The 26,245-nt window shown below is 68.9% G+C and carries 23 protein-coding genes; 7 read left to right on the top strand and 16 right to left on the bottom strand.

Going from position 1 to position 26,245, the window contains the following annotated elements; genetic code table 11:
* Positions 1-17: 17 nt before the first annotated feature.
* From gltB to C516_RS0112120, 9 genes are all read right to left on the bottom strand, one after another.
* On the bottom strand, positions 18-4,484 hold the full coding sequence (gene gltB / locus C516_RS0112080) for a glutamate synthase large subunit (RefSeq protein WP_018718655.1): 4,467 nt from the start codon (positions 4,482-4,484) through the stop codon (positions 18-20).
* A gap of 277 nt (positions 4,485-4,761) precedes the next feature.
* Positions 4,762-5,925 carry a deoxyguanosinetriphosphate triphosphohydrolase gene (locus C516_RS0112085; RefSeq protein ID WP_018718656.1) on the bottom strand — a complete coding sequence of 388 codons (1,164 nt, stop codon included), beginning with the start codon at positions 5,923-5,925 and terminating at the stop codon, positions 4,762-4,764.
* A gap of 43 nt (positions 5,926-5,968) precedes the next feature.
* Complete coding sequence (aroB, locus tag C516_RS0112090) at positions 5,969-7,069, bottom strand: 3-dehydroquinate synthase (RefSeq protein WP_026321148.1); 1,101 nt, start codon at positions 7,067-7,069, stop codon at positions 5,969-5,971.
* Positions 7,066-7,590, bottom strand: coding sequence for a shikimate kinase AroK (aroK, locus tag C516_RS0112095; RefSeq protein ID WP_018718658.1), 525 nt, complete (start codon positions 7,588-7,590; stop codon positions 7,066-7,068). Before aroK ends, aroB begins: the two co-directional genes overlap by 4 nt.
* Before the next feature lie 123 nt (positions 7,591-7,713).
* Entirely contained in the window at positions 7,714-9,843 is a 2,130-nt protein-coding gene (locus C516_RS0112100) for a type IV pilus secretin PilQ (RefSeq protein ID WP_018718659.1), read from the bottom strand.
* 22 nt (positions 9,844-9,865) lie between these two features.
* Positions 9,866-10,405 carry a pilus assembly protein PilP gene (locus C516_RS0112105; protein WP_018718660.1) on the bottom strand — a complete coding sequence of 180 codons (540 nt, stop codon included), beginning with the start codon at positions 10,403-10,405 and terminating at the stop codon, positions 9,866-9,868.
* Positions 10,402-11,004 (bottom strand): type IV pilus inner membrane component PilO, encoded by a 603-nt coding sequence (locus C516_RS0112110; RefSeq protein ID WP_018718661.1) that lies wholly within the window; start codon positions 11,002-11,004, stop codon positions 10,402-10,404. The genes C516_RS0112105 and C516_RS0112110 overlap by 4 nt, the downstream gene beginning before the upstream one ends.
* Positions 11,001-11,579 (bottom strand): PilN domain-containing protein, encoded by a 579-nt coding sequence (locus C516_RS0112115; RefSeq protein ID WP_018718662.1) that lies wholly within the window; start codon positions 11,577-11,579, stop codon positions 11,001-11,003. The genes C516_RS0112110 and C516_RS0112115 overlap by 4 nt, the downstream gene beginning before the upstream one ends.
* A gap of 2 nt (positions 11,580-11,581) precedes the next feature.
* Entirely contained in the window at positions 11,582-12,643 is a 1,062-nt protein-coding gene (locus C516_RS0112120) for a pilus assembly protein PilM (RefSeq protein WP_018718663.1), read from the bottom strand.
* A 276-nt stretch (positions 12,644-12,919) separates the two neighbouring features.
* Here C516_RS0112120 and C516_RS19425 point away from each other — a divergent pair, with 276 nt between their 5' ends.
* The gene (locus tag C516_RS19425; protein WP_018718664.1) at positions 12,920-15,409 is read left to right on the top strand and encodes a penicillin-binding protein 1A; all 2,490 of its coding nucleotides are present in this window, start codon (positions 12,920-12,922) and stop codon (positions 15,407-15,409) included.
* A gap of 6 nt (positions 15,410-15,415) precedes the next feature.
* Positions 15,416-16,042 (top strand): hypothetical protein, encoded by a 627-nt coding sequence (locus C516_RS0112130; protein WP_026321150.1) that lies wholly within the window; start codon positions 15,416-15,418, stop codon positions 16,040-16,042.
* Positions 16,043-16,113: 71 nt separating this feature from the next.
* On the opposite strand, the gene C516_RS0112135 is transcribed toward C516_RS0112130, so the two are convergent.
* From C516_RS0112135 to C516_RS0112145, 3 genes are all read right to left on the bottom strand, one after another.
* The gene (locus C516_RS0112135) at positions 16,114-17,412 is read right to left on the bottom strand and encodes a citrate synthase (RefSeq protein ID WP_018718666.1); all 1,299 of its coding nucleotides are present in this window, start codon (positions 17,410-17,412) and stop codon (positions 16,114-16,116) included.
* Between the two features lie 360 nt (positions 17,413-17,772).
* Complete coding sequence (locus C516_RS0112140; protein ID WP_018718667.1) at positions 17,773-18,030, bottom strand: type B 50S ribosomal protein L31; 258 nt, start codon at positions 18,028-18,030, stop codon at positions 17,773-17,775.
* Between the two features lie 421 nt (positions 18,031-18,451).
* Entirely contained in the window at positions 18,452-18,787 is a 336-nt protein-coding gene (locus C516_RS0112145) for a DUF3135 domain-containing protein (protein WP_018718668.1), read from the bottom strand.
* A 179-nt stretch (positions 18,788-18,966) separates the two neighbouring features.
* On the opposite strand from C516_RS0112145, the gene C516_RS0112150 reads away from it, so the two are divergent.
* Positions 18,967-19,344 carry a SirB2 family protein gene (locus tag C516_RS0112150; protein WP_018718669.1) on the top strand — a complete coding sequence of 126 codons (378 nt, stop codon included), beginning with the start codon at positions 18,967-18,969 and terminating at the stop codon, positions 19,342-19,344.
* 11 nt (positions 19,345-19,355) lie between these two features.
* Here C516_RS0112150 and C516_RS0112155 read toward each other — a convergent pair whose 3' ends face one another.
* From C516_RS0112155 to rph, 4 genes are read right to left on the bottom strand one after another with little or no spacing between them, the layout of a single operon-like run.
* A complete protein-coding gene (locus C516_RS0112155) occupies positions 19,356-19,553 on the bottom strand; it encodes a CPXCG motif-containing cysteine-rich protein (RefSeq protein ID WP_018718670.1) in 198 nt (65 codons plus the stop codon).
* Positions 19,550-20,695: a radical SAM family heme chaperone HemW gene (hemW, locus tag C516_RS0112160; protein WP_026321151.1), complete on the bottom strand. Its 1,146-nt coding sequence runs from the start codon at positions 20,693-20,695 to the stop codon at positions 19,550-19,552. The genes C516_RS0112155 and hemW overlap by 4 nt, the downstream gene beginning before the upstream one ends.
* On the bottom strand, positions 20,692-21,303 hold the full coding sequence (rdgB, locus tag C516_RS0112165) for an RdgB/HAM1 family non-canonical purine NTP pyrophosphatase (protein ID WP_018718672.1): 612 nt from the start codon (positions 21,301-21,303) through the stop codon (positions 20,692-20,694). The genes hemW and rdgB overlap by 4 nt, the downstream gene beginning before the upstream one ends.
* A 26-nt stretch (positions 21,304-21,329) precedes the next feature.
* Complete coding sequence (gene rph, locus C516_RS0112170; protein ID WP_018718673.1) at positions 21,330-22,049, bottom strand: ribonuclease PH; 720 nt, start codon at positions 22,047-22,049, stop codon at positions 21,330-21,332.
* A 140-nt stretch (positions 22,050-22,189) separates the two neighbouring features.
* Here rph and C516_RS0112175 point away from each other — a divergent pair, with 140 nt between their 5' ends.
* From C516_RS0112175 to spoT, 4 genes are all read left to right on the top strand, one after another.
* Positions 22,190-23,044 (top strand): YicC/YloC family endoribonuclease, encoded by an 855-nt coding sequence (locus tag C516_RS0112175; protein WP_018718674.1) that lies wholly within the window; start codon positions 22,190-22,192, stop codon positions 23,042-23,044.
* A 1-nt stretch (position 23,045) separates the two neighbouring features.
* Positions 23,046-23,666, top strand: a complete 621-nt coding sequence (gene gmk, locus C516_RS0112180) for a guanylate kinase (protein WP_018718675.1) — start codon at positions 23,046-23,048, stop codon at positions 23,664-23,666.
* A gap of 83 nt (positions 23,667-23,749) precedes the next feature.
* On the top strand, positions 23,750-24,031 hold the full coding sequence (rpoZ, locus tag C516_RS0112185; protein ID WP_018718676.1) for a DNA-directed RNA polymerase subunit omega: 282 nt from the start codon (positions 23,750-23,752) through the stop codon (positions 24,029-24,031).
* 15 nt (positions 24,032-24,046) lie between these two features.
* A complete protein-coding gene (spoT, locus tag C516_RS0112190) occupies positions 24,047-26,215 on the top strand; it encodes a bifunctional GTP diphosphokinase/guanosine-3',5'-bis pyrophosphate 3'-pyrophosphohydrolase (RefSeq protein ID WP_018718677.1) in 2,169 nt (722 codons plus the stop codon).
* Positions 26,216-26,245 lie beyond the last annotated feature (30 nt).

Genomic DNA, 26,245 nt, shown 5'->3' on the forward strand with positions numbered 1-26,245 from the left:
GCGCGGTTGTCGATCGCTCAGGCCGCCTGGCGCAGCGTATCCAGCACCTCGTGGATGTCCGCCGCCTTGGGCTTGACCAGCCAGAAACGCCCCACGTAATCGCGGAAGTTGTCGAGGACCTCGCGGCCCCACTCGGAGCCGGTTTCCTCCACGTACTCCTCGATCATGTCGCGGAGGTAGTGGCGGTGGGCCTCCATGGCCTCGGAGCGGATGCGGTGGATGTCGATGAGCTCGTGGTTGTAGCGGTCCACGAAGCGGTTCTCGAGATCCAGCACGAAGGCGAAGCCGCCGGTCATGCCTGCGCCGAAGTTCAGGCCGGTGGTGCCGAGCACGCAGACCACGCCGCCGGTCATGTACTCGCAGCCGTGATCGCCGATGCCCTCGACCACCGCGTGGGCGCCGGAGTTGCGCACCGCGAAGCGCTCGCCGGCGGTGCCGGCGGCGAAGAGCTTGCCGCCGGTGGCGCCGTACAGGCAGGTATTGCCGACGATGGCGGTCTCCTGGCTGGCGAAGGTGCTGCCCTGCGGCGGGTGGATGACCAGTTTGCCCCCGGCCATGCCCTTGCCCACGTAGTCGTTGGCGTCGCCGGCGAGGTGCATGTGCAGACCCGCGGCGTTCCACACCCCGAAGCTCTGGCCGGCGGTGCCGGTGAGCCGCAGGACGATGGGCTGCTCGGCCATGCCGAGGTTGCCGTAGCGCCGGGCGATCTCGCCGGACAGGCGCGCGCCGATGGAGCGGTTGTTGTTGCGCACCGTGTACTCGAACTCGCCGCCGGACTTGGCCTCGATGGCGGGCAGGGTGTCGCGCACCATCTGCTCGGCGAGCTCGCCCTTGTCGAAGGGCTCGTTGTGCGGCTCGAGGCAGTACTGGGGCTTGTCGTCGCCGAGGCCGCCGTCGGAGAGGATCGGCGAGAGGTCGAGCCGGGCCTGGCGGGCGGTCTCGGGCTCACGTTGCTCGAGCAGGTCCAGCCGGCCGATGAGTTCCTGGAGCGAGTGTACGCCGAGGGCGGCGAGGCGCTCGCGCACCTCCATCGCCACGAAGGTGAAGTAGTTGGCGATGCGCTCCGGGGTGCCCACGAAGTGCTTGAGCCGCAGGACCTTCTGCTGGGTCGCGACCCCCGTGGGGCAGTTGTTGAGGTGGCAGATGCGCAGGTACTTGCAGCCCATGGCCACCATCGGTGCGGTGCCGAAGCCGAAGCTCTCGGCGCCGAGGATGGCCGCCTTGATCACGTCCAGGCCGGTCTTCAGACCGCCGTCGGTCTGCAGCCGGACCTTGTCGCGCAGGTCGTTGGCCCGAAGGGTCTGGTGGGTCTCGGTCAGCCCGAGCTCCCAGGGCGTGCCCGCGTACTTCACCGAGGTGAGCGGGCTCGCGCCGGTGCCGCCGTCGTAGCCGGCGATGGTGATGAGGTCAGCGTACGCCTTGGCGACGCCTGCCGCCACCGTGCCCACGCCCGGCTCGGCGACGAGCTTCACCGAGACCAGTGCCTGCGGGTTGACCTGCTTGAGATCGAAGATGAGCTGCGCCAGGTCCTCGATGGAGTAGATGTCGTGGTGCGGCGGCGGCGAGATCAGCGCCACGCCGGGCTTGGAGTAGCGCAGCCGGGCGATCATTTCGTTGACCTTGTGCCCGGGCAGCTGGCCGCCCTCGCCGGGCTTGGCGCCCTGGGCGACCTTGATCTGCAGCACCTCGGCGTTGACCAGGTAGTGCGGGGTCACGCCGAAGCGGCCCGAGGCCACCTGCTTGATCTTGGACATGCGCTCGGTGCCGAAGCGGGCCGGGTCCTCGCCGCCCTCGCCGGAGTTAGAGCGTCCGCCCAGGCGGTTCATGGCGATCGCCAGGGCCTCGTGGGCCTCGGGGGAGAGCGCGCCGAGGGACATCCCCGCGGAGTCGAAGCGCTTGAGGATCTCGGTGAGTGGCTCGACCTGCTCCACCGGGATGGCCCGGGTGTCGTCCCTGAGCCGGAACATGTCGCGGAACGTCGCGACCGGGCGGCTGTTCACCGTCTCGGAGAACTCGCGGTAGCGCGCGTACTCACCGGTGTAGACCGCCTCCTGGAGGGTGCGCACCACGTCCGGGTTGAAGGCGTGGTACTCGCCGCCGTGCACGAACTTCAGCAGCCCGCCCTGGTCGAGTGGCAGGCTGCGCCGCCAGGCCCGGGCGTGGAGGTCGCGCTGGTCGCCCTCCAGGTCCGCGAAGCCGGCGCCCTGGACCCGGCTGACGGTGCCGGGGAAACAGCGCTCGACCACCTCGTCCGCGAAGCCCACGATCTCGAAGAGCTGGGCGCCGCGGTAGCTGGTGATGGTGGATATCCCCATCTTCGAGAGGATCTTGTAGAGCCCCTTGTTGATGCCCTTGCGGTAGTTGCGCAGCAGCTCCGGCAGGGGCGAGCCCTTGAGCTGGCCGCTGCGGGTCATCTCCTGGATGACCTCGTAGGCCATGTACGGATACACCGCCGTGGCGCCGTAGCCGATGAGCACCGCGCACTCGTGGGAGTTGCGGGCGGTGCCGGTGGCGACCACCAGGTTGGCGTCGCAGCGCAGGCCACGATGCACCAGGTGGTGGTGGACCGCGCCCGTGGCGAGCAGCGCGTGGACCGGGATACGATTCTCGTCGAGGCCCCGGTCGGAGAGCACGAGGATGGTGTGGCCATCGCGCACCAGCGATTCCGCACGCCCGCAGATGGCGTCCAGTGCCTCGGCGAGCCCGCCTTCGCGGTCGTGGCTGAGGTCGATGATGCCGTGACGGTACTCCTCGCCGGTTTCGGCGAGCAGGGCCTCGAACTTCTCGTCGGAGAGTACCGGCGAGTCCACCACCAGCCGCCGGGCATGGGCTTCGGACTCCTCGAAGAGGTTCTTCTCGCGGCCGAAGCAGGTCTCCAGCGACATCACGATCTGCTCGCGCAGCGGGTCGATCGCCGGGTTGGTGACCTGGGCGAACTGCTGGCGGAAGCTGTCGTAGAGCGGCCGGACCTGCTTCGAGAGCACCGGCATGGGCGTGTCGTCGCCCATCGAGCCGACGGCCTCCTGGCCGCCCTGGGCGAGCACGCGCAGGACCTGGTCACGTTCCTCGAAGGTCACGCCGAACTGCTTCTGGTAGGCGCCGAGCTGGTCCGGGGCCAGACCGCGGCGCTCGCCGTGGCCGTTGAGCCGGGACTTGAGGTTGCGCGCGTGCTGCTGGAGCCAGCGCTTGTAGGGCTGGCGGTTCTTCAGCCGCTCGTCGATGTCGGCGGGCAGCAGCAGCTCGCCGGTCCCGGTGTCGGCGGCGAGCATCTCGCCCGGCTTGAGCCGGCCCTTGGAGACCACGTCCTCGGGGGCGTAGTCCCATACCCCGACCTCGGAGGCCAGGGTGATGTGGCGGTCGCGGGTGACCACCCAGCGCGCCGGGCGCAGGCCGTTGCGGTCGAGCGCGCAGGCGGCATGGCGGCCGTCGGTGAGCACGATGCCCGCGGGACCGTCCCAGGGCTCGATGTGCTGGGAGTGGTACTCGTAGAACGCGCGCAGGTCGGCGTCCATGGTGTCGACGTTCTGCCACGCCGGCGGCATCAGCAGCCGCATGGCGCGGAAGATGTCCATGCCGCCGGTGATGAGTACGTCGAGCATGTTGTCGAGGCTGGAGGAGTCCGAGCCTTCCAGATTCACCAGCGGCTGGATCGCCTCGATGTCGGGCAGCAGCGGGGTCTCGAACTTGTATGCCCGCGCCATGGCCCAGTTGCGGTTGCCCTTGATGGTGTTGATCTCGCCGTTATGTGCGAGGTAGCGGAAGGGCTGGGCGAGCCGCCACTGGGGCAGCGTGTTGGTCGAGAAGCGCTGGTGGAACACCACCATGGCGCTGGTCATGCGCTCATCCTGGAGGTCGCGGTAGAACGCCGGCAGGTATTCCGGCATCACCAGACCCTTGTAGGAGAGCACGCGACCGGAAAGGCTCGGCAGATAGAACTCCGGGTCGTCGTCCAGGGCCTTCTCGGCGGCGCGGCGGGCGAAGAACAGACGCCGCTCGAACTCGAGTTCGTCGATATCCGCCGGCGCGTTCACGAAGACCTGCTCGATGTGGGGCATAGAGGCGAGTGCCTGCTCGCCGCAGGCCTCGGGATCGATGGGGACCTCACGCCAGCCCGCCAGTGCCAGATCGTGCTCCGCGATGGCGGCGGCCAGGGCGTCGCGCGCGGCGCGGGCGCGGCCTTCGTCCTCGCGGGAGAGAAAGACACAGCCGGCGGCGAAGCGCTCGGCGAGCTCGATGCCGGCCTCGTCGGCGACGGTGCGCAGGAACGTCTGTGGGAGCTTCATCAGCAGGCCGCAGCCGTCTCCGGTCTTGCCGTCGGCGGCGACGGCGCCGCGGTGGGTGAGGCGGGTGAGCGCGCCGATGGCGGTCTCGATCAGCCAGTGGCTGGCCTCGCCGTCCATGTGGGCGATCAGGCCGAAGCCGCAGTTGTCCTTCTCGAATTCCGGGCGATACAGCGTCGCCTTCTTGAAGTCGTGATGGTTCACGGGAGATAGCCTCTGCGTGTTGGGCCGTGGGGGCGCTCGCCGGGTGAGCTGTCTTTGCCGTTCTTCTGGCGGGCTCGGTGGGGCGGGCGCACCCCCCGTTTGACGCTTTGCCGGCGCCCGTGGGCCGCCGCGTTCTTGCCGCCCCGAAGGGCGGTCGTCACGGGGTGCGGTGGCCGGACGCCGGTGCCCATTTTTTTGGGCAAATGGCTGGGCAGAATACCCGCTGCGGGGCGTGTTCGTAAAGAGGCAAGCCGGGTTGCACGGCGCCGGGACGGGCTCAGGCGAGGCGGCGGGGGTCGTGCAGCCGCTCGTGCTCGGCGATGGCGAAACGGTCGGTCATGCCGGCGATGTAGTCGGCCACGGCCCGGGCGCGTCCCCGCTCGCCGAGGCGCTGTTCGAGAGTGCGTGCGCTCTCGTGGGCCTGGGGCGGGAGCAGCTGGGGGTCGCCATGCAGGAGGGTGAAGAGCTCCTCGATCACCCGCTGGGCCTTCGTGGTCATGCGGTGGACGCGGTAGTGGCGGTAGAGGTTGTGGAAGAGGAAGTGTTTGAGCCCGCGGTGGGCCTCGGCCATCTCCGGGCTGAATGCCGCGAGGGGGGCTTCCGCGGTGCGCACGGCGTCGGCGTCGACGGGGGCGGCGGCCTCGACCCGGGTGCGGGTGGTGGTGATCAGGTCGTCGACCTGATGGCTGATGAGGTGGCGTACGGTCTGGTAGATCGTACGCCGTGCGTCCAGGCCCGGGTGACTCTCGCGCACGTGGGTGAGGATCTCTCCCACCAGCGGCACCTCGATAAGCGCGTCGAGTTCGAGCAGGCCGGCGCGAAGGCCGTCGTCGACGTCGTGGCTGTTGTAGGCAATCTCGTCGGCGAGGTTGGTGAGTTGCGCCTCCAGGCTGGGGTGGGTGCCGTCGAGGAAGCGTTGGCCCACGTCGCCCAGGCGCTCGGCGTGGCGGCGCGCGCAGCGCTTGAGAACGCCCTCGCGGGTCTCGAAGGTGAGGTTGAGACCGTCGAATTCCGCGTAACGCTGCTCCAGGCTGTCGACCACCCGCAGGGACTGGAGGTTGTGCTCGAAGCCGCCGTGGTCGCGCATGCAGCGGTTGAGCGCCTCCTGGCCGGCGTGGCCGAAGGGGGTGTGGCCGAGGTCGTGGGCGAGGGCGATGGCCTCGACGAGGTCCTCGTTCAGGCCCAGGGCCCGGGCCATCGTGCGGGCGACCTGGTTGACCTCCAGGGAATGGGTGAGACGGGTGCGGAAGAGGTCGCCCTCGTGGTTCAGGAAGACCTGGGTCTTGTACTCCAGGCGCCGGAACGCGCCGGCGTGGATGATCCGGTCGCGGTCGCGCTGGTACTCGCTGCGCCACTCCGGTGCCGGCTCCGGGTGGCGCCGGCCGCGGCTCGTGCGCACCGCCCAGGGGGCGAGGCCGTCGTGCGCGTCGGGGCGGGTCACGGCAGGGGGCTCGGCGGGCGGTGCATGGGCGGGACCTCGCGGTTCATTCCGCCCCGGGGGCCTCGAGGTATTCGGCGAGGGTCGCCTCCAGGGCAGCGTCGTCGAATCCGCCGGTCACCATGGCGTTGCCGATACCCTCGAGCAGGACCAGGCGCAGCCGTCCGCCTCGGGCCTTCTTGTCGATCTCCATGCACCCGCGGAAGCGCCCGGCGTCGACCGCCGGGGGACGGGTCGGCAGGCCGGCGGCCGCGATGAGGTCGTGGATGCGCTGGAATGCGGTGCGCGCCATGCGGCCCTCGCGAACGGACATCCAGGCCGCCATGCATATCCCCGCGGCCACCGCCTCGCCGTGGAGCCAGTCGGTATAGCCGGTGACGGTCTCGATGGCATGGCCGAATGTGTGGCCGAGATTGAGCAGCGCACGCTGTCCCGTCTCGCGCTCGTCCGCGGCGACCACGCGTGCCTTGTCGCGGCAGGATTGCTCGATGACGTGGGCGAGGGCCTCCGGATCGCGGGCAAGAACCTCGTCGAGGTGGCGCTGCAGCCACTGGAAGAAGGCGTAGTCCTGGATTACCCCGTACTTGATGACCTCCGCCAGACCGGCGCGGAACTCGCGCTCCGGCAGGCTCTCGAGGGTGGCGGTATCGGCGAGCACCAGCCGCGGCTGGTGGAAGGCGCCGATCATGTTCTTGCCTTCCGGGTGGTTCACAGCCGTCTTTCCGCCCACGGAGGAATCCACCATGGCGAGCAGGGTCGTCGGTACCTGGATGAAGTCGACACCGCGCTGGTAGGTGGCCGCGGCGAAGCCGGTGAGGTCGCCGATCACGCCGCCGCCTAGGGCGAGCAGGGTGGCGCTGCGGTCGAAGCGTGCGGCGACCAGGGCGTCGTAGACCCGTTCCAGGGTGGCGAGGGTCTTGTACGCCTCTCCGTCCGGCAGCACCAGCGTTTCCACGTGGCGGTCGTACAGCGCGGTGCGCACGGCCTGGAGGTACAGCGGGGCCACGGTCTCGTTGGTCACAATGAGGACCTGATCGCCGCGCAGCTGCCGGGTGAACGCCTCGCCGCCGAGCAGGCCGTGACCAATGGTGATGGGATAGCCGCGCTCGGCGAGATCCACGTGAACGGTTCGGGGCGTTGCGGTCACGGCGCGATCCTTTCGAGTTGTTGCACGATGCCCTCGACCACAGCATCCACACTGCCCTGGTCCGTGTCCACCACCACGTCCGCGAGGCCCTCGTAGAGCGGCGCGCGTTCCGCCATGAGCGCCTCCAGGCGGGCTTTGGGGTCTTCGGTGCGTAGTAGCGGACGGTCGCTGTCGTGTACACGGGCGAGCTGCGTGGCGAGCCCGATGCGCAGGTAGACCACCCGCCCTCGGCCGCCGAGCAGCCGCCGGTTCGAGGCGTCGAGCACCGCGCCACCGCCGGTGGCCAGAACGGTGCCGTGACGCTGGGTCAGCTCGTCGAGCAGCCGCGACTCCCGGGTGCGGAAGCCGGCCTCCCCCTCGATGTCGAAGATGCGCGGGATGTCGACCCCGGTACGCTCCTCGAGGGCGGCGTCGCAGTCAATGAAATCAAAACCGAGCCGGCGCGCGAGGCGCCGGCCGATGGTGCTCTTGCCGGCCCCCATCGGGCCGATCAGGAAAACGGAAGCGGAACTCTTGCGCATGGACAGGTGGTAACGCCGTGGTTGAGCGGACAGGCGGGGCGGCTGCCTCGCCGCTTTCAGTCACGGACTATACTAACCGGCCGCCGGGTGCCGCCACCGCTTTCGCGGCGGCGGCACCGGATATCAGCGCTTGACGTTGACGGCTTCGTCCAGGATCCGCGGGGTCACGAAGATGAGCAGCTCGCGATTGTCATCCACGCGCGTGCGGGAGCGGAAGAGGTTGCCGATGACCGGCAGCTCGCCGAAGAACGGCACCCGCTCGACGTCGTTGCGCTTGGTGCGCTCGTAGACACCACCGAGCACGACGGTCTCCCCGTTGTCGACCAGGACCTGGGTGCCCACGGCCTGGGTGTCGATGGCTGGGCCTTCCTCGGTGGTGTCGCCGCGGCTGTCCTTGGAGACCTCGAGGTCCAGCAGGACCCGGTCGTCCGGGGTGATCTGCGGGGTCACCGTCAGCCCGAGCACCGCCTCCTTGAACTCGACGTTGGTGGCGCCGCTGGACGTGGACTCCTGGTAGGGGATTTCCTCACCCTGCTTGATGTAGGCCTCCTTCTGGTTGGCCGTGATCACCTTCGGCGAGGAGATGATCTGGCCGCGGCCCTCGCTTTCCATGGCGGAGAGCTCGAGCTGCAGGAGGTAGCTGCCGAGCTTGCCGACGGCGAGGCCCAGCGAGGACGTCGCGTCCGCCGCCGGCAGATCGACCATCAGGCCTTCGCTGTCGTCGACGGTGAAGCCGGTCGGGGTGCCTGTCTCGTAACCGTTGCCCTGGGTGCCGCCGACGATGAGGCCGCCGTCGCCGGTGAGGTCGCTCGTGCGCTTGGACAGGCCGAACTGGACGCCGAGCTCGTGGGAGAAGCTCTCCTCGGCGATGACCACGCGGGACTCGATCAGGACCTGGCGTACCGGGATGTCGAGCCGGTTGACCATCCGGCGGATATCGCTGATGTTCGCCGCGGTGTCCTGAACGATCAGGGTGTTGGTGCGCTCGTCAATGGTGACGCTGCCGCGCTCGGAGAGCAGTGACTGGCCCTCGGAGCCGCGGATCAGCGAGGCGAGCTGCGTGGCCTTGGCATAGTTCACCTGGATGAACTCGGAGCGCAGCGGCGCGAGCTCTTCCTGCTGGCGCTGGGCCTCGGCGATCAGGCGCTGGCGCTCGGCGATCTCCGCCGCCGGGGCGACCCACACGACGTTGCCGGTGCGGCGCATGTCGAGCCCCTTGGCGCGGAGGATGATGTCCAGGGCCTGATCCCACGGTACGTCCTGCAGGCGCAGGGTGATGCTGCCGCTGACGCTGTCGCTGACGACCATGTTGAGGCCCGTGAAATCCGCGAGGAGCTGGAGTACGGAGCGGACCTCGATGTCCTGGAAGTTCAGCGAGAGCTTCTCGCCGGTGTACTCTTTCTCCTTGCGCTTGCCGTCCTGCTCCTCCGGGGTGAAGGGGCGGACCTCGATGGTGAACACCCCGTCGGCCTGGTAGGCGACCTGCTCGAACTCCTGGCCGGCCGCGATGGTCACACGGGTGCCGTCCCCGTGCTGGCGCGTCTCGATAGTGCTGACCGGTGTGGCGAAGTCGGTGACATCGAGCCGCCGGTGCAGCCGGTCGGGACTGGCGGCGCCCATGAAGTCGGCGATGACGGAGTTGCCCTGGCGCTCCACGTCCACCGGGATGCCGGGGTCGCTGAGACTGATCTGTACCCGCCCGGCGCCTTCCTCTCCGCGGGTGAAGTCCACCTTGGTAATCCGGGCGCCGGTCGGCGCATTCGTCGAAGTGCCCGCGGTGCCGGCGGTACCGTCGCCGGAGTCGTTGGACGCCGTCCTGGCGCCCGGGGCGGCGAGCAGCACGCGCACCGTGTTGCCGGATCGGGTGATGTCGTAGGGCACCATGCGGGTGAGGCCGATCACCGCGCGCAGGCGGTTGCCGCCCTTGGCGGTCGCTACGTCCTCGACAGCGCCAACACCGATGTCCAGACGGCGCTTGCCGGAGGTGTTGGTGGTGCCCTCGAAGTCCAGGGCGACGCGGGCCGGATCCACCGTGCGGAAGCTGCGCGGCTCGGGCGCCGTGCCGTCGAAGGTGAATGTGACGCGCACGCGGTCGCCCGAGAGGGTGGCGTAGTCCATGCTGGTGAGGCTGGCGGCGAGCGCCGTACCGACGGGCAGGAGCGCGAGCACCACGGCGATGATGAGGGCGCCGAGAAGGCCGGCCGCCGTGCGCTGGCGCGAGGCGGGCGTGAGGTTGGTCCGTTCTTGTCTCATTTCGGTCTCAGCTCCCGAGAAATCAGTCCTTGAGTGCCAGTTCCGACTGGCGCCTCTCCCAGTCGCCGTTGGCCTTCTGCACGAGCTCGCGAAGCTCGATCGCCGTGGGCGTGATGGCCGTTATGCGGCCATAGTTCTGCCCCATGTAGTTGCCGATCTGCACCCTGTGGATGGTGCCGTCCGGCGCCTGGACGAGGGCCCAGAGCTCGTTGTTCCGCGAGAGCGTGCCCACATAGGCGAGCGCGTCCAGCGGAAAGCCCTCGAGCGCCTCGCGCGGGCGTGTCGGGTCCGGCTTCGGCCCGGCGTTGGAGCCGCCCTGGTCGACCTCCGGCTGCGCGAACGACAGTGCGCGGAATGGGTTGCGCAGAGGCTGATCCGGGTAGGTGTAGCCCTCGAACGGCTCCATGTGGGGAATCGGCTCGATGTCCCCGCCCGGCCGCGCCTTGACCTTGGCGACGTACTCGCGCAGCCCGCTCATGTCCTCGTTGCAGCCGGCCAGCGCCAGGCCGGCAACCGTTGCGATGACGGCGACGCGCAGTCCCGGCCACCGGTGAATGCTCATCCCCCGCCCTCCGTGTCGAGGTACCAGTAGGTGCGCGCGGTCAGGTTCATGACGAGCTCGCCGTCATCGCTCTTCTCGCCGCTGTCGGAACTGATCGAGACATCGTGCAGGGTCACGATGCGCGGCAGGTTGGCCACGCCGCTGATGAACTGCGCGAACTCGTGATAGGTGCCCCGCACGCGGATGCTGACGGGAAGCTCGGCATAGAATTCCCGCTTGATGGACGACTGCGGCTTGAACAGCTCGAACGCCAGTCCGGCGCTCAGCCCGGTCTCGGAAATGTCCACCAGCAGCCGTGCGACCTCGGCACGGCTGGGGAGCTGGCTGAGCATGGCGCCGAAGGACTCGCGCATCTGGGCGAGCTGTTTCTCGTAGGCCTCGAGGTTGGCCGCGCGTTCCTGTTTCTTCTCGAATTCCTGGCGCAGGTCCTGCTCCTTGGAGCGGACCTGGGCGAGCTCGTCGCGCTGGTCCTGCCAGTCGAAGTACCAGCCGGCGCCGGCGATGACGGCGACGACGAGCACCAGTGCGACGAGCTTCGCCCCCAGGGGCCAGCCGCCGGGGTTGTTGAGGTCCAGATTGCGGTACTGTTCCAGACTCATCCGGCGTCCCCCTCACCGTCGGCCTTGTTGTCGGCGGCGGTCTCACGGACCTTGAGGGTGAAATCGCTGACCCGGCGGCCGTTACGTTCCTCGACCTCGATGACCGTCAGGTCCGGGTCGGTCATCCAGGGTGAGCCATTGAGGTTCTCCATGTAGCTGGAGACCCGGGCGTTGGATTCGGCGAGGCCGTCGATGGTGATGCTGTCGTCCTTTTCAACGAGCTTGTCGAGGTAGAGGCCGTCCGGGAGGGTCTCCGACCATTGCTCGAACAGGTGCACGATCTGCGGGCGCCCGTGCTGGAGCTTCTGGATGACCTCCATGCGCGAGATCAGCCGCTGCTTTGTCTCCTCGAGCTTGCGGATCTTGGCGATCCGCTGGTCGAGCCGGGATATCTCGGTACGCAGCAGGTCGTTGCGCTCCTGCTGGTAGTCGATGCGACCGGCGAAGTACATGTGCACGCCGCCCCAGATCAGGGCGCCGATCATCGCCGCTGCGCCAAGCATGGCGTAGAAGCGCTGCTGACGGCGCTTGCGCGCGGCTTCCCGCCAGGGTAGGAGGTTTATCCGGGTACTCATGGTCAGTCGAAGCTCCGCATCGCCAGCCCGCAGGCGATAAGCAGTGCCGGCGCGTCCTCGGTCAGTGCATCCTTGCCGACCCGGGAGGCGGCCGACATGTCGGCGAACGGGTTGGCAACGTGGACCGGGATGCCGACTTCCCGCTCCGCTTCCTCGGCCACGCCGGCGATGCCGGCACAGCCGCCGGCGAGCAGGACGTGATCGACGCTGCTCTGCTGGCCGGCGCCATAGAAGAACTGAAGCGAGCGGGTGATCTGCTGGACCATGGCCTCGCGGAACGGTGCCAGAATCTCACGCTCGTAATCATCGCCGAGTCCGCCCTGGCGCTTGGCGCGTCCGGCCTCGGCATAGCTCATGTCGAAGCGACGCATGATTTCCTCGGTGAGCTGCCGCCCGCCGAAGACCTGGTCCCGCGTGTAGGTGATGCGTTCGCCCTCGAGGACGGTGAGGGTGGACATGGTCGCGCCGATGTCCATGACCGCGATGGTCTGCTCGCCCTCGCCCTCGAGGGACTGAATGATGGGTTCGCAGGCGCGCTCGACCGCGAAGCTCTCGACGTCGACCACCTTGGGCTTGATGCCGGCGGATTCGAGGGCGTCGACACGGATCTCGACGTTCTCGCTGCGGGAGGCGACCAGCAGGACCTCGATCTCGTCGTCGCCGCCCTGACGGGCCGGGCCGAGGACCTCGAAATCCAGGTCCACTTCCTCGAGGGGGTAGGGGACGTACTGCTCCGCCTGCAGGTTGACCTGGGACTCGATGTCCTCGTCGCTGGCGCTCTTCGGGAGGGTGAGGATGCGGCTGATCGCCGACGAGCCGGGCACGGCCACGGCGGCGTCGTGAAGCCTCGTGCGCGAGCGCTTGACGGCCCCCTTGATCGCCCGCGACACGGCCTCGAGATCGGTGATGTTCTTCTCGACCACTGCGTTCTGCGGCAATGGCTCGACCGCGTAGCTCTCCACGCGGTAGCCCCTACCCTGACGACTCAGCTCGATCAGCTTGATGGCGGACGAGCTGATGTCCAGCCCCAGCAGTGGCGAAGACTTCTTCCTGAAGAGTGCCACTATTTTTCCTTATTGCATTATCATTTACAGACAGTTGTTTAGTCTGTATTCAAACGTAGCCCCGTGCGGAGTTCAAGATAAATGCGTCACGCTGTGAACACCGGCTGTGAACACCGAGTGATATCGATCAATTCATGGGCACGATCGCACGGTATTGACATGTTGTCACTCAATGGTGCCGGGCTTTGCAACCCCGTACGTCGGCGTGCCGGGATCGGGTGATATACTCCCCGCCAGGCGCACACTCAATCCCAAGGCCCGAAACGGCAATAGCCTATGACATCCCTGTTGCGCGTGTTGAAGTACGCCCTTGTCTCGATAGTGGCGCTGGGGCTCGCCGGTGTGCTGACGGCCGCGGTCGGCTACTACCTCCTCGCCCCCAGTCTGCCGGCGGTGGAGCGGTTGCGGAGCGTGGATTTCCAGCAGCCACTGCGCGTGTACACCCGCGACGGGGCCCTGATCGGCGAGTTCGGCAGCCAGCGCCGCATCCCTTTGCGCTACGGGGAATTTCCCCAGAAGCTGATCAACGCCTTCATCGCGGCGGAGGACCAGCGCTTCTTCGAGCACCCCGGTGTCGACTACCAGGGCATCATGCGCGCGGTCTGGCACCTGGTGCGTACCGGCGAGAAGGGGCCGGGCGGCAGCACCATCACCATGCAGGTGGCGCGCAACTTCTTTCTCTCCTCGCAGCAGACCTATATCCGCAAGGCGCGTGAGATAATCCTGGCGCTGGAGATCGATCGCCTCCTCACGAAGGAGGAGATCATGGCGCTGTATCTGAACAAGATCTATCTGGGCCAGGGTGCCTATGGCGCCGCGGCGGCCGCGCAGATCTACTACGGCCGCAACCTCTCCGGGCTGACGCTCGCGCAGACCGCGATGATTGCCGGGCTACCCAAGGCGCCGTCGGCCTGGAATCCGGTGGCGAACCCGAAGCGCGCGGTGGAGCGGCGCAATTATGTCCTGCGCCGGATGCACGAGCAGGGCATGATCGGCGATGCCGCCTACCGCAAGGCCAGGCAGGCGCCGGTCACCGCCAAGCTCCATCGTATGCGCCCGGAGGTGTCCGCTCCATACGTGGCCGAAGCGGTGCGTGAGCGGCTGGTCCAACGCTTCGGCGAGGAAGCTACATACACTCGCGGCTACCGGGTTTACACCACCATCAGTGCCGAGCGCCAGAGGTCCGCGCAGGCCGCGCTGCGCAAGGCACTGTACGGCTACGACGAGCGCCACGGCTGGCGCGGCCCGGCTGGGCACTGGGAGTTGGCTGACTCCCCGGACGCGGCGGCGTTGCGCGAGCGCCTGGACGACGAGTATCCGGGCGTCGCCGCGCTGACCAGCGCGGTGGTGACGGGGGTCGGCGATGATGCCGTGACCGTGGTTTCCGCTGACCGTGAAGAGCCTTGGCGGCTCCCGTTCGAGGCGATGGCCTGGGCGCGGCCGTTCGTGAGCCGCAATGCGGTCGGCGAGAAGCCTGCTGGCCCGGGCGACGTCCTCGAGCGCGGTGACGTCATCCGTTTGCGCGAGACGGCGGATGGTCCGCGTCTCGCCCAGGTGCCCGAGGTGCAGGGGGCGCTGGTGTCGCTACGCCCACAGGACGGTGCCGTGGAGGCGATGGTGGGCGGCTACGACTTCGGGCGGTCCAAGTTCAATCGTGCCCTCCAGGCCAAGCGCCAGCCGGGATCGGCGTTCAAACCTCTGATCTATTCTGCCGCCCTGGCCAACGGTTTCACGCCAGCGACGCTGGTCAACGACGCGCCCGTGGTCTTTCGTGACCCGTCGCTGGAGGCGACCTGGCGTCCGGAGAACTACAGCCAGAAGTTCTACGGGCCGACGCGCCTGCGCCAGGCGCTGATCCACTCGCGCAACCTCGTCTCCATCCGTGTGCTGCGCCGGGTCGGTATCGGTCCCGCGCGGGCGCACCTGGCGCGCTTCGGCCTCGACCCCGAGGCGCTGCCCGCCAACCTGTCACTCGCGCTGGGGACGGCGAGCCTCACCCCCATGCAGTTGGCGCGCGCCTATGCCGTGTTCGCCAACGGTGGTTATCTGGTCGATCCCTACCTCATTGACCGCGTCGAGAACGACGTCGGCGAGGTGGTCTACGAACCGGTTCGGCTGCGCGTCTGCAAGGACGGCTGTCCCAGTGGCAATGCCGTAACCGCCGAGGGTGCGGCGCGTTCCGCCGCCGACCGGGGCATGGCGCAGACCGCGCTGGCGGGTGTGATGCCTCTGCCGGAGCGTACCCAAAGCATCCTGCCGGCGCCGCGGGTGTTGCCCGCTGCCAACGCCTGGCTGATCACCAGCATGATGCAGGACGTGATCCGCCGGGGCACCGGTCGCGGCGCCCTCGTGCTCGGTCGCGACGACTTGGCCGGCAAGACCGGCACCACTAATGACCAGGTCGATGCGTGGTTCTCCGGATTCAATCACTCCCTGGTGGCTACCGCATGGGTGGGCTTCGATCGGTCCCAGCCGCTCGGCCGTGCAGAGACCGGTGCCCGGGCGGCGCTGCCGATGTGGATCGACTACATGGGGGCGGCTCTCGAGGGCGAGCCGTCCTCCACACTGCCGCGTCCTCCGGGGATCGTCAGCGTCGGCATTGACCCGGAGAGTGGCCTGGTCGCGCGGGAGGGCTCGAAGTCGATGATCGAGTATTTCCGGGAAGGCAACGTGCCGAAGCGCGAGGCGCCGAACGCCGGGGGTGGCTATAGGGCCGCCTCGGACGGCTCCCCGAGTGGTTCCGGCAGCGGCAAGCCCCTATTCTGATACGCCATGGTGAAACGACAGGCCACCCGTGCCGAGCGAATGCGCGAGCGCCTGACCCAGGAGGCGGCGCGTATTATGGTCGAGCAGGGGGTCAAGGACTTCCAGCTCGCCAAGCGCAAGGCCGCCGGGCGGCTGGGGGCGCCGGATACCCGCAACCTGCCGCAGAACCGCGAAATCCAGGCGGCGGTGGTGGACTACCAGCGGTTGTTCGGTGGCTCCGCCCAGCGCGCGCGCCTGCGTGCGCTGCGCGAGGCGGCGCTGGAGGCGATGCGGTTTTTCTCCCGCTTCGAGCCACGGCTGGTGGGTGGGGTGCTCGACGGGTCGGCCGGCGAGTTTGCCGACGTCCACCTCCATGTGTTCGCGGACACGCCTGAGGAGCTGGTGCTCTTTCTGGTCGAGAATGACATCCCCTTCGACATCGACGAACGGCGTTTCCGCTTCGGCGAGACCTACGTCTTCCAGCCGGTCTACCGCTTCGCCGCCGGGGACGTGCGCTTCGACCTCACCCTGTTCGATCGCCGCGGCCTGCGCCAGGCCCCGAACAGCCAGGTCGACGGTCAGGCCATGCGCCGCGCGGGGATCGCCGAGCTTGAGCGGCTGCTTGCGAATCCGCCGGAGCCCGAGGCCCTCTAGCCAGGGGGGCAAACGCGAAAGGCCCGGCGATGCCGGGCCTTTGTAACAGTCGCGCTGGCCGTGGCCGGCGTTCAGGTCCGCCGGTGCAGCGGCACGTAGTCGCGCTTCGCCGCGCCGGTGTAGAGCTGGCGGGGGCGACCGATACGCTGCTCCGGGTCGGCGACCATCTCCATCCACTGCGCGATCCAGCCCGGGGTGCGGCCCAGGGCGAAGAGCACCGTGAAGAACTCGGTCGGGATGCCCAGCGCGCGGTAGATGATCCCCGAGTAGAAGTCCACGTTGGGATAGAGCTTGCGCTCGACGAAGTAGTCGTCGGCCAGCGCAATCTCCTCGAGCTTCATCGCGAGCTCGAGCTGCGGGTCACCGCCCATGCCGAGCTCTGCGAGCACGTCATGGCAGGCCTTGCGGATCACCGTGGCGCGCGGGTCATGGTTCTTGTAGACCCGGTGGCCGAAACCCATGAGGCGGAACGGGTCGTCCTTGTCCTTGGCTTTCTCGATGAATTTCGGCACGTTCTTCACGTCGCCGATCTCCTCGAGCATGTTCAACACTGCCTCGTTGGCGCCGCCGTGGGCGGGCCCCCAAAGGGCCGCGCAGCCGGAGGAGATGGCGGCGAAGGGGTTGGTCCCGGTGCTGCCGGCGAGCCGTACCGTGGAGGTGCTCGCGTTCTGCTCGTGGTCCGCGTGGAGGATGAGCAGCTGGTCCAGGGCCTTCTCCGCCACCGGGTTGATCTCGAAGTCCTCGGTGGGCCGGGCGAAGAGCATGTTCAGCAGGTTGCCCGTATAGGAGAGGTGGTTCTGAGGATAGACGAAGGGCTCGCCCATCATGTGCTTGAATGCCGCCGCGGCGATGGTCGGCATCTTGGCGATGATGCGGTGGGCGCACAGGGTGCGGTTGTCCGGGTCATTGATATCGATGGTGTCGTGGTAGAACGCCGACAGGGAGCCGACCACGCCGGTGAGCATTGCCATCGGGTGGGCGTTGTAGTGAAAGCCGTTGAAAAAGTTCTTCAGGCTCTCGTTGACCATCGTGTGCCGGGTGATGGACTCGGCAAACGCCTCGAGCTCACCCTGGCGCGGCAGCTCGCCGTTGAGCAGCAGGTAGGAGACCTCGAGGAAGGAGCTCTGCTCGGCGAGCTGGTCGATCGGGTAGCCGCGGTAGAGCAGTGTACCCTTGTCGCCGTCGATGAAGGTGATGTCGCTGCGGCAGCTGGCCGTGGAGGTGAAACCGGGGTCGTAGGTGAACCGACCGGTCTGCTGGTACAGCGCCTTGATGTCGATCACGTCCGGACCATGGGTCCCCTCACGCACGGGGAATTCCACCTGCCCCCCCGTGCTGTTGTCGGTAAGCGTGACGGTCTTCTCGGACATGGATAGCACTCCTGATTGGTACGGCGCCCGGTGCTGCGGCCCGCTCCGCGTGGAACGCGGCATCGCCCGCGCCGGCGCTGGACGCCGGTGTCCCACATATGGTGACGACTTCGCCCGGGGGCGCGTCGAACGAGGCTCAACGGCCGGCGCCGGCCGCTCCCGTGGGGCTGAGGGATGGGGGCAACGGCGGGCCGTCAGGACAGGGCCGCGGAGATACTATCAATAATCCCAATAGGCGGGAAGCGTAGCTGCCAGGTCAGGTGATGATCGCCGGACGGGGTGTCGGGAGCAGGGGCGGCAAAGAAAAAGGGGGCGCCATCGCAATGACGCCCCCCTTTCTCCGGGATGTCTCGGGCCGGCTTACTTGCCTTTGGCCATGTTCCCGTAGCGCTTGCGGAACTGGTCGACCCGGCCGCCGCTGGAGAGCACCCGCTGCTTGCCGGTGAAGAACGGATGGCTCTTGCTAGAGACCTCCACGCGCACCAGTGGGTACTCCTGGCCGTCCTCCCAGGTGATCGTCTCCTCGGTCCGGACCGTGGAGCGGGTCTTGAACGCGAAATCCGCGGACGGGTCCTGGAAGACCACTTCGCGGTACTCGGGATGGATGTCCTTCTTCATGCCGTCACCTTGATCTTGCGCGTGGCCCCGGACTGCGACCCGGGGTTTGCGAGCCGATGTAGGCGGACAATCATAGCCCATGCAGCCGGTAGGGAACAACCATCATACCGCTATCACAGCAATTCCCGTTATGGTGTGCCGCGCGGTTGAACCGGTCGCAGCCGGGCATGAAACGGTTGGCAAGACGTCGCACGCCTGCGGCGCATGAGCTACCGAGCCAGCCGAGTCGGTCGTCACGGCCCTGGCCGAATGCCCCGGTCCCGCCACGTGGGGAATGGGTGGCACACGCCTGGTGCGCCGGAGCGTTCATTCGGCCGTGTGCGATATCCCCGCCGGCAACGCAGCTGTCCATTGTGGCATCGACGGCCGTCGGCCGCCGTCGAGTCCGTACGCGCTGCCATAATGAGGATTGCTGCCGCCGTCACCGCCGGCGCGAAGGGAAGGGCAGCACCCGTCCCGGCGGCCGCTGCGGGACAGGCCCGCCGCGCATGGCGTTGAGCCGCTCCGCGAGTCCGCCGGGGCCGGCGAAGCTGCGCCACATCATCCGGTGCAGGCGCACGCAGGCGTCCATCGGGTTGGCCGCGCGCTCACGCTCGCGGTCGATGCGCCACTGCAGCCGTCTCAGCCGCTCGGAACGCCGGCCCGGCCGCGCCCCTATCGCCGCCTCCACAGCGGCGCGCCGGCGCCGCTCGAAGGTCTCCGGCCAGCTTCTTGCCAGCTCTGCCCACTCGTCGAAATCGAAGCGCTCGTTGCCCATGCCGGAGCCCTCCCTGCTTGCGCAAAAGATAGCAGCAGGGGGGCGGGCACGCGCTGGGGCCCGGGTGGGCGTGACAGGCGGCAGGGACCGGCTGCGTCAGCGGTGGCTGGGCGCGGCGCCGCAGGATTGGCATACTGGCCGGCCTTTACGCGGGGCCTCACGCACGGGAGTTGCCGACGATGTACATGGCGGTCAAGCACATCCATCTCACCACCGTAGCGATCACGCTCGCGCTGTTCCTGCTGCGCGGGGGCTGGATGATCGCGGGTTCAACGATGCTGCAGCGCCGCTGGGTGCGTATCCTGCCCCACGTCAACGATACGGTGCTGCTGATCAGCGCGCTGTGGCTGGCGATCTCCGTGTACAGCTACCCGATGGTGCCCCATGCGTGGATCACGGCGAAGATCGTGGGGCTGTTGGCCTACATCGCCCTCGGGACGATCGCACTCAAGCGCGGGCGGACCTTCGGCGTCCGGCTGACGGCGTTTGCGGGTGCGCTGGTGGTCTTCGCCTACATCGTGCACACGGCGCTGACACGCTCGCCCTGGCCGTTCTGACGGCCGCCGGCTCAGTCGTCGTCGCGGGCGACGTCCACGCGTTCGGGCTGGCCGTCCGGGGTGAGCGCGAGCCGGAACTCGATGGGGCGGCAGCACACCTGGCAGTCCTCGATGTAGGTCTGGGCGCCCGCCGACCAGTCCACCAGGGTGGTCACGGGCTCGCCGCAGTAGGGGCACTCGATGGTGATCTCCTCGGTCATCGCGGTCATGAGGGCTCCGGCAGGAAGCAGGCGAGCAGGTCGTTGAGGAACAGCTGTCCGCGCTCCGTGGGGCGGAGCGTATCGGGGTCGTCCGCCATCAGCCCGAGGGCGACGGCGCGTCCGCGTCCGGACTCGAACGCCGACAGCGGCATTCCCGCGCGCTCGCAGGCGCTGTCGGCAGCGATCCCGTCCGGCAGGCGCATGGCGTTCATCATCAGCTCCAGCACCCGCTCGTCGTCGTTGAGGTCGCGCCAGGTGGCCGGGCCCCGCGTGGGCGCGCTCATGTACTGGCGCGGCATGTGATGGCGCTGGTAGCGCCGGATCGTGCCGTCGGCTAGGGTGAGCTTGCCGTGGGCGCCGGCGCCGATGGCGAGGTAGTCACCGAAGCGCCAGTAGTTGAGGTTGTGCCGGCACTCGTGCTCCGGCCGGGACCACGCGGACACCTCGTAGCGCCGGTAGCCCGCCTCGCGCAGGCGCGCGTGGACGCGCTCCTGGATGTCGAAGGCCGCGTCCTCGTCCGGCAACGCCGGCGGGCGCGCGGCGAACGCGGTGCCGGGCTCCAGGGTGAGCTGATAGCAGGACAGGTGCGGGGCGTCCAGCGCGATCAGTGCCCGGGCGTCCGCCTCGGCCGTCTCCGGCGTCTGCCCCGGCAGGGCGTACATGAGGTCGAGGTTGTGGCTGGCGAGCCCCGCGGCGGCAAGCTCGCGGGCGGCGGCGCGCGCCTCGTCCGGCCCGTGGATGCGCCCGAGCGTGTGCAGCTGGGCGGCGTCGAGGCTCTGTACGCCGAGGGAGACACGGGTCACGCCGGCCTCCCGGTAGGCGGCGAAGCGGCCGGTCTCGGCGGTACCGGGGTTCGCCTCCAGGGTGATCTCCGCCGTCGGGCTCAGCGCCAGGCGCTCGCCGAGGCCGGCGAGCAGCCGGCCGATGGCCTCCGGCGGGAACAGGCTTGGCGTGCCGCCGCCGATGAACACGGTCTCCACGCGCCGGCCGCCGGCGGCGACCGCCTCCTCGTCGGCGTCCCGCAGCAGCGCCGCCAGGTAGTCGTCCACCGGCAGCGTGCCGTGCAGGGGGTGGGAGTTGAAGTCGCAGTACGGGCACTTGCGTACGCACCAGGGTAGGTGGACGTAGAGCCCGAGGGGTGGTGGCGTCATTGCCCGAGGTACGCGCCCAGGCGTTCGCGCAGCGCCGCCAGGGCGCGGGCACGATGGCTGTGGCGGTTCTTTGCCGATGCCTCGAGCTCGGCGGCGGTGGCGCCGAGTTCCGGGACGAAGAACAGCGGGTCGTAGCCGAAGCCGGCCTCGCCCCGCGGGGTCTCCAGGATCCGGCCCTCCCAGCTGCCCTCGCAGATCAGCGGGGTCGGGTCCCCGGCGTGGCGCATGCACACGACCACGCAGCGGAAGCGCGCGCGGCGCGCGGCCTCCGGGAGGTCGCAGAGCTCGTCGAGCAGGCGCTGGTTGTTGGCCGCGTCGTCGGCGTCCTCGCCGGCGAAGCGGGCCGAGCGCACGCCGGGGGCGCCGTCGAGCCCGTCCACCTCAAGGCCGGAGTCGTCGGCGATCGCCGGCCGCCCGGTGTGGGCGCAGGCATTGCGCGCCTTGATGATCGCGTTCTCGACGAAGGTGAGCCCGGTCTCCTCGGCCTCGGGGACGTAGTAGAACGACTGCGGCACCAGACGCACGCCCACCGGGGCGAGCAGCGCTTCGATCTCGCGGGCCTTGCCCGGGTTGTTGCTGGCCAGCACCAGCAGGGTGTCGTCGCTCATGGTCCGTGCGGCTCCCGTGGGTCCCGTTACTCGGCGAGGGCCTCGCGCTGGCCGTCGATGAGCGCCGCAATGCCCTTCTCCGCCAGGGCGAGCATGGCATCGAGCTCGTCGCGACGGAAGGCGTGGCCCTCAGCGGTGCCCTGGATCTCGATCAGCCCGCCGGCCTCGTTCATGACCACGTTCATGTCCGTCTCGGCGTCGGAGTCCTCGGCGTAGTCCAGGTCCAGCACCGGCTCGCCGCGGTAGATGCCCACCGATACCGCCGCCACCTGGCCGACCAGCGGGTTGCGCCGCACGCGGCCGCTGCGGGCGAGCCCGCGCATGGCATCGGCGAGGGCGACGTAGCCGCCGGTGATGGCCGCGGTGCGGGTGCCGCCGTCGGCCTGGATGACGTCGCAGTCGATCACGACGCGGCGCTCGCCCAGGGCCTCGAGATCGACGCTGGCGCGCAGGGCACGGCCGATCAGCCGCTGGATCTCGATGGTGCGGCCCTGCTGGCGCCCGCGGGCGGCCTCGCGGTCGTTGCGGGTGCCGGTGGCGCGGGGCAGCATGCCGTACTCGGCGGTGACCCAGCCCTTGCCGCTGCCGCGCAGCCACGGCGGGATGCGCTCCTCGACCGAGGCGGTGCAGAGCACGCGGGTGTCGCCGAACTCCACCAGCACGGAGCCCTCGGCATGGCGGGTGAAGTTGCGGGTGAAGCGCACCGTGCGCCCTTCGTCGGGCTGGCGGCGACTCGGTCGCTGCATGGTCATCCCCCTGGGTCGGGTTGATTTGAAGGGTGGCAGAGCCTAACACACCCGGCTCCCGCAGCGGTTTTTTCCCGGGGGCGTAAGGGGTACCATTGATCGTTTAACGGTCAGTGGGGCAGCGGGCGATGATACGGAGCATGACCGCCTTCGCGCGACGGGATGCGGAGGGTGAATGGGGCAGCCTCACCTGGGAGCTGCGTACCGTCAATCACCGTTATCTCGATATCTCGCCACGCCTGCCGGAGGACCTGCGTTTCCTCGAGGGCGCGCTGCGCGAGCGCGTCGCCGCGCGGCTGTCGCGCGGCAAGGTGGAGGCGACCCTGCGCTACCGTCCGCCCAAGGGCGGCGGTGGCGAGCTCGCGATCGACTGGGGCTACACCGAGCAGGTGGTCGTGGCCTGCGAGCGTATCGCCGAGCGGCTCTCGGAGCCGGCGCCGGTCTCGCCGCTGGAGGTGCTCGGCATGCCGGGCGTGGTCGCCGAGACCGAGCGGGACCTGGAGCCCGTGGCGGCCGCGGCGCTGGCGCTCCTCGATGACGCGCTGGACGAGCTCGTGCGGGTGCGCGAGGGTGAGGGTGAACGGCTCTCCGCGGTGATCGCCGAGCGTGCCGCCGGCGTCGCCGAGCTGGCGCGCGTCGTGCGCGGCCGCCGCGAGGCGGTCAACCAGGAGGTGCGCGAGCGCCTGCAGCGGCGGCTGGACGACATCGCCGGAAACGCCGACCCGGGCCGGCTGGAGCAGGAGCTCGTCTACATCGCCCAGCGCATGGATGTCGACGAGGAGCTCGAGCGCCTGGATGCCCACGTCAGCGAGGTTCGCTCGGTGCTTGAGCGTGACGACCCGGTGGGGCGGCGTCTGGACTTCCTGATGCAGGAGCTCAACCGCGAGGCCAACACCCTGTCGTCGAAGTCCGGCGATGCCGAGACCACGCGCGCGGCGGTGGACATGAAGGTGCTCATCGAGCAGATGCGCGAGCAGGTGCAGAACATCGAGTAGCATGAGCGGAACGCTGTTCATCATCGCCGCGCCCTCGGGTGGCGGCAAGACGAGCCTGGTCCGGGCGTTGCGTGACGACGACCCGGCGATCGCCGTGTCCGTCTCCCACACGACCCGGCCGCGCCGCGAGGGCGAGACCGACGGCGAGGATTACCACTTCGTCGGCGAGGAGGACTTCGCGGCGCTGGTCGCGGACGGGGAGTTCCTGGAGCATGCGGAGGTGTTCGGCAACCGCTACGGGACCACCCGTACCGCGGTGGAGCGGGAGCTCGCCGCGGGGCGCGACGTCATCCTGGAGATCGACTGGCAGGGGGCCCGCCAGGTCCGCACGCTGATGCCGGGGACGGTCTCCATCTTCGTGCTGCCGCCCTCGCGCCGGGAGCTCGAGCGGCGCCTGCGTGGCCGCGGCCAGGACAGTGACGAGGTCATCGCCTCGCGCATGCGGGCCGCGGAGGCCGAGATGGCCCACTACCACGAGTTCGACTACCTCGTGATCAACGAGGTCTTCGATCACGCCCTCGCGGACCTTGCCGCGATCGTGCGCGCTGCGCGCCTGCGGCTGTCGCGTCAGCGCGTCCGGCATGCGGAGGCGATCGCGACGCTGCTGCCCGATGGGGGATGAAAGGGCTTTCTGCCGGCCCCGTCCGGGGGCTAGAATCGTTTCGTAATATATTGATTGACCGGTTAACGTTGGAGGTGCGCTGAATGGCGCGTGTGACCGTTGAAGACTGCCTCGAGCACGTCGAGAACCGTTTCGATCTCGTCCTGCTCGCCACCCGCCGGGCGCGTCAGCTCGAGCGGGGCCGCCAGCCGTTCGTCGACTGGGAGAACGACAAGCCCAGCGTTGTCGCCCTGCGTGAGATTGCCGAGGCACGCGTGAATGCGCAGATGCTGGACGCCCAGGAGGCCGAGGCCGCCGTGGAGTCCGCCGAGGCCGAGATCGAGCAGCGTGCCGGCGAGATCGAGCAGCAGCCGCCCGGCGAGTAACCGGGGAGTGCGTCCATGAGCAGCGGCGAGGCGGTGGTCGAGCGGAGCGTCGCGGCCGTTGATCCCGCCGCGCGTGCTGCCGATCTGTGCGCGACGCTGGAGTCCTACCTCTCGCCGGCGCAGATCAACCTCGTCTACGAGGCGTACCGCTTCGGCGCGGAGGCCCATCGCGGCCAGCGCCGGCTCTCCGGCGAGCCCTACATCACCCATCCGCTGGATGTCGCCAAGATCCTCGCGGGGATGCGGCTCGACACCGAGAGCCTGGTGGCGGCGATCCTCCACGACGTGATCGAGGACACGCCCACCGCCAAGGCGGAGCTCGCCGAGCGCTTCGGCGAGGAGGTCGCCGAGCTGGTGGACGGCGTCTCGAAGCTCACCCAGATCAACTTCAAGAGCAAGGCCGAGGCCCAGGCGGAGAACTTCCGCAAGATGGTGCTCGCGATGTCCCAGGACATCCGGGTCATCCTCATCAAGCTCGCCGACCGGCTCCACAACATGCGCACGATCTGGGTGATGCCGCCGCACAAGCGCTGGCGTATCGCCCGCGAGACCCTCGAGATCTATGCCCCGATCGCCCAGCGCCTGGGTATCAACACCCTGCGCGTCGAGCTCGACGAGCTCGGCTTCGCCGCGCTCTATCCCATGCGCTACCGGGTGCTCAAGGAGAAGGTCCGGCGCCAGCGGGGCAACCGCCGCGAGGTCATCTCCAAGGTCCGGGAGACCCTGGAGGAGCGCCTCGCCGAGGCGGGCATCGAGGGCCGGGTCGAGGGCCGCGAGAAGCACCTGTGGAGCATCTACCAGAAGATGCGCCACAAGCACGCGAGCTTCCACGACGTCTTCGACGTCTACGGCTTCCGCCTGATCGTCGGCGACGTGGACACCTGCTACCGCGTGCTCGGCGTGCTCCACCAGCTCTACAAGCCCTTGCCCGGGCGCATCAAGGACTACATCGCCATCCCCAAGGCGAATGGCTACCAGTCCCTGCACACGACGCTGCTCGGCCCCCGGCGCATGCGCATCGAGGTGCAGATCCGCACCGAGGAGATGGACAAGGTAGCCGAGGCCGGCATCGCCGCGCACTGGCTCTACAAGGAGGCGGAGCAGGCGAGCCACGTGGCGCACGCCCGGGCCCGCGAGTGGGTACGGGGGCTGCTGGAGATGCAGCGCGCGGCGGGCAACTCGCTGGAGTTCATCGAGAACGTCAAGATCGACCTGCTGCCGGACGAGATCTACGTGTTCACGCCCTCCGGAGACATCATGGAGCTGCCCCGCGGGGCGACCGTGGTGGACTTCGCCTACGGCGTGCACTCCGACATCGGCGACGCCTGCATCGCGGCCATGGTGGACCACCGCCTGACACCGCTGCGCACGCCGCTGGAGACCGGTCAGACCGTGGAGGTGATCACCGCCCCGGTGGCACGGCCGAACCCCGCGTGGCTGGACTTCGTGGTCACGGCCAAGGCGCGTACCGCCATCCGTCACAGCCTCAAGCGCCTGCGCGGCGCCGAGGCCGTCAGCCTCGGGCGGCGCCTGGTGAGCCAGGCCCTGCAGGCCTTCGAGATCGAGCTGGAGGACCTGGGCGAGGAGCGGGTCAATGCCGCACTGGCCTCGCTCGGCGCGCCCGACCTGGAGACCGTGCTGCGCGACGTGGGCCTCGGCCAGCGCATGCCCTGGCTGGTGGCCCAGCGTCTCTCCGGCCTGAACACCGAGGACGCCGGCGAGCGCCAGCGCCCGGGCAGCGGCTCGTTCACGGTGCGTGGCACCGAGGGTGCCGTGGTTACCTTCGCGCGCTGCTGCCGGCCGATCCCCGGCGATCCCATCGTCGGCTTCGTCAGCGCCGGCCGCGGCGTGGTGATCCATCACCGCGACTGCAACAACATCCGCGACTACCGTAACCACCCGGAGAAGTGGCTGGATGTGCAGTGGGACGAGTCGGTGGGGGGCGAGTTCCCGGTCACCCTCGCGGTGGACGTGGTCAACAAGCGCGGCGTGCTGGCGAGTGTCGCCGCCACCGTCTCCGAGCTGGACTCCAACATCGAGGCCGTGGACCAGGAGGAGAAGGAGGGGATGATCGCCACCATCCGCGTGACCATCTCCGTGCGTGATCGTGTCCACCTCGCCCGGATCATGCGCCGGCTGCGCGGGCTCAACTCGGTGCTGCGCATCAGCCGCCGCCGCGGGTGAGCCGCGGTGTTTGAGCCGGCGGCCCCACGC

The sequence above is a fragment of the Arhodomonas aquaeolei DSM 8974 genome (assembly GCF_000374645.1).
Classification (GTDB): Bacteria; Pseudomonadota; Gammaproteobacteria; order Nitrococcales; family Nitrococcaceae; genus Arhodomonas; species Arhodomonas aquaeolei.